This window comes from Streptomyces sp. NPDC044106 (assembly GCF_056433985.1).
The window spans coordinates 1-3,662 of the sequence record NZ_JBWKFZ010000044.1; the positions used below are offsets into that span (position 1 = coordinate 1).

Annotated in this window: 4 protein-coding genes; all 4 read left to right on the top strand. The window is 73.0% G+C overall.

The window, feature by feature from the left end:
* Positions 1-264 (top strand): 3-deoxy-7-phosphoheptulonate synthase (locus AC07DI_RS37395; protein ID WP_478909425.1); only part of this gene is annotated, 264 nt, incomplete at its 5' end.
* Between the two features lie 68 nt (positions 265-332).
* Positions 333-956 carry an isochorismatase family protein gene (locus AC07DI_RS37400; protein WP_478909426.1) on the top strand — a complete coding sequence of 208 codons (624 nt, stop codon included), beginning with the start codon at positions 333-335 and terminating at the stop codon, positions 954-956.
* Positions 953-2,899, top strand: coding sequence for an anthranilate synthase family protein (locus AC07DI_RS37405; protein ID WP_478909427.1), 1,947 nt, complete (start codon positions 953-955; stop codon positions 2,897-2,899). Before AC07DI_RS37400 ends, AC07DI_RS37405 begins: the two co-directional genes overlap by 4 nt.
* Positions 2,900-2,978: 79 nt before the next feature.
* Positions 2,979-3,662, top strand: a 684-nt coding sequence (gene phzG, locus AC07DI_RS37410; protein WP_478909429.1) for a phenazine biosynthesis FMN-dependent oxidase PhzG, incomplete at its 3' end; no start/stop codon positions are given.

Consider the following 3,662-nt stretch of genomic DNA (forward strand, 5'->3'; position numbering starts at 1 on the left):
GGCAACACCGTCACCGCCCCCGGCGGCTACAAGACCCGCCTGGTGGACACCGTCTCCCGCGAGATCACCGGCTTCGTCCAGGCCGTCCACGGCGCGGGCGCCATCGCCGGCGGCCTGCACCTGGAGACCACCCCCGACGACGTCACCGAATGCGCCACCACCACGGCCGACCTCGAGCGCGTGGGCGAGCGCTACACCTCCTGCTGCGACCCCCGCCTCAACCCCACCCAGGCCCTCAGCGTCGTCTCCGCCTGGCCCGCCTGACACCCCTGCCCTTGCCTCCCTCCACGCCTGCGCACCCGCAGCCACGCACCAAGCCGAGGACTGGAACCATGACCGGCATACCCCCCATCAGCCCCTACCCCCTGCCCGCCGAGGGCGACCTGCCCCCGGCCGCCGTGTCCTGGACCGCCGACGCCGACCGGGCGGTCCTCCTTGTCCATGACATGCAGCGCTACTTCCTCAAGCCCTTCCCCGACAGCCTGCGCCAAGACCTCGTCGACAACGCCGCCCACCTGCGCGAGCGGTGCGCCGCCCAGGGCATCCCCGTCGCCTACACCGCCCAGCCCGGCGGCATGAGCGACGAACAGCGCGGCCTGCTCAAGGACTTCTGGGGCCCGGGCATGCGCCCCGCCCCCCAGGACCGCCAGGTCACCGACGCCCTCGCCCCCACCGAGCAGGACTGGCTGCTCACCAAATGGCGCTACAGCGCCTTCTTCAAGACCGACCTGCTGGAGCGCATGCGCGCCGCCGGCCGCGACCAGCTCATCCTGTGCGGCATCTACGCCCACGTCGGGGTCCTGGCCACCGCCGTCGACGCCTTCACCCACGACATCCAGCCGTTCTTCGTCGCCGACGCCACCGCCGACTTCTCCCAGGACTACCACCGCTCGGCCCTCACCTACGCCGCCGAGCGCTGCGCCAAGGTCACCACCGTCAAGGGGCTGTTCACATGACACAGACACCACCGACCCCCCACCCCGCCACGGCGGGGGACCTGCTGGAGCAGGCCCTGCACGGCCACCACCAGCCCTACGCCCTGCTGCACCGGCCCCACACCACCGGCGCCGACGTGGTGGAGGTCCTGACCGGCTCGGTGACCCTGCCCGCCACCCTGGCCGACATCCCGCTGCCCCCCCACCCCGCACCGGGCACCGGCGCCGGCCACGAAGTCCTGGTCGTCATGCCCTACCGCCAACTGGCCGAGCGCGGCTACGCCTGCGCCGACGACGGCACCCCGCTGGTCGCGATGACCGTCACCGGCCAGCAGCAACTCCCGCTGCCCCAGGCCCTGGCCCGCATCCCCAACGTGCCCACCCCGCTGGCCGGCGGCGACTTCGACGTGGACGACGCCGCCTACGAGGACGTGGTGCGCCGCATCACCAAGGAAATGATCGGCACGGGCGAGGGCGCCAACTTCGTCATCAAGCGCACCTTCGTCGCCGACATCACCGACTACGGCCCCGCCAGCGCCCCCGCCCTCTTCCGCCGGCTGCTGGAACGCGAGAGCGGCGCCCACTGGACCTTCCTCATCCACACCGGCAGCCGCATCCTGGTCGGCGCCTCCCCCGAACGCCACGTCAGCCTCGAGGCCGGCACCGCCGTGATGAACCCCATCAGCGGCACCTACCGCTACCCGGCGGCCGGCTCCACCCTGGAAGGCGTGCTGCAGTTCCTCGACGACCGCAAGGAGACCGACGAGCTGTACATGGTCGTCGACGAGGAACTGAAGATGATGGCCCGCATCTGCCCGGACGGCGGCCAGGTCGTGGGCCCCTACCTCAAGGAAATGGCCCGCCTCGCCCACACCGAGTACTTCATCCAGGGACGCACCGACCGCGACGTGCGCGACATCCTGCGCGAGACGATGTTCGCCCCCACCGTCACCGGCAGCCCCCTGGAGAGCGCCTGCCGCATCATCCACCAGTACGAACCCGGCGGCCGCGGCTACTACAGCGGCGCCGCCGCCCTCATCGGCCGCGACGCCCACGGCGAGCGGGTGATGGACTCCGCCATCCTCATCCGCACCGCCGACATCACCGCCCAGGGACGCCTGTCCATCGGCGTCGGCGCCACCATCGTGCGCCACTCCGACCCGGCCTCCGAAGCCGCCGAGACCCGCGCCAAGGCGGCCGGCCTGGTCGCCGCCCTGGGCGGCGGCACCAGCCGGCGCTTCGCCGACCACCCCAGCGTGCGCCGCGCCCTGGAACAGCGCAACGACCCCATCGCCGGCTTCTGGCTCGCCGACACCGCCGCCCGCACCGCCGCCCTGCCCGACCTGGCAGGACGCTCGGTCCTGGTCATCGACGCCGAGGACACCTTCACCTCGATGATCGACCAGCAGCTGCGCTCCCTGGGCCTGCGGGTCACCGTCCGCCGCTACGACGAGGACTACACCTTCGAGGGCCACGACCTCATCGTCATGGGCCCCGGCCCCGGCGACCCCCAGGAAGTCGCCCACCCCAAGATGCGCCACCTGCACACCGCCGTGGCCACCCTGCTGCGCGAACAGCGGCCGTTCTTGGCGGTGTGCCTGAGCCACCAGACCCTGGGACTGCAGCTGGGACTGCCCCTGCGCCGCAGGGAGATCCCCAACCAGGGCGTCCAGAAGCAGATCGACCTGTTCGGCGCCACCGAACACGTCGGCTACTACAACACCTTCGCCCTGCTCAGCCACCACGACGAGTTCACCGTCCACGGCGTGCCCGGCCTGGTCGACGGCGCACCGGTCCAGGTCAGCCGGGACCCGGCCACCGGCGAGGTCCACGCCCTGCGCGGGCCCGGCTTCGCCTCCCTGCAGTTCCACGCCGAATCCGTCCTCACCCGCGAAGGCCCCCGCATCGTGGGCGAGGCCCTGGCCCACCTGCTGGCCCCGGCCCGCACCCCCGACCCGGCCTGAGCCCCGGCCACCCCCCGAAGCGCCGGGCCGGCGCCCTCCCCCGAGCGCCGGCCCGGCCCCACCACCAAAGGACTCGCGCATGTCTGATGTGACCAGCCCCCGCCCTGCCGCGCCGGCCAACGGCCTTGCCGCGGAGCGGCGTTCGGAGACGTTGACGGGCACCCTGGAGGTGGCCTTCCCCGAGTTCCGCACCCCGCCCGCCGAACCCCTGGGACTGCTGGCCTCCTGGCTGCGGGAGGCCACCGAACGCCAGGTCCGCGAGCCCCGCGCCCTGGCCCTTGCCACCGCCGACGCCCAGGGCCGGCCCTCCTCACGGATCGTGGCCGTCAACTCCCTGGACGCCACCGGCCTGGTCTTCATCACCCACACCGGCAGCCAGAAGGGCCGCGAACTGGCCGCCAACCCCTACGCCTCCGGCGTCCTGTACTGGCGCGAGACCAGCCAGCAGATCACCCTGGCCGGCCCCGTCACCCAACTGCCCCGCACCCAGGCCGAGGCCCTGTGGGCCGCCCGCCCCCTGTTCACCCACCCCATGTCCACCGTGGCCCGCCAGAGCGAACCCCTGCACGACCTCGACCACGCCGAACACCTGCGCACCGCCGCCCTCGAACTGGCCGCCCCCGGACGCCCGCTGCCCTGCCCCCAGGCATTCGCCGCCTACCGCCTGGCCCCGGCCAGCGTGGAGTTCTGGGCCAACGGCACCGACCGCCTCCACGAACGCCTGCGCTACGAGCGCACCACCACCGGCTGGACCACCACCCGC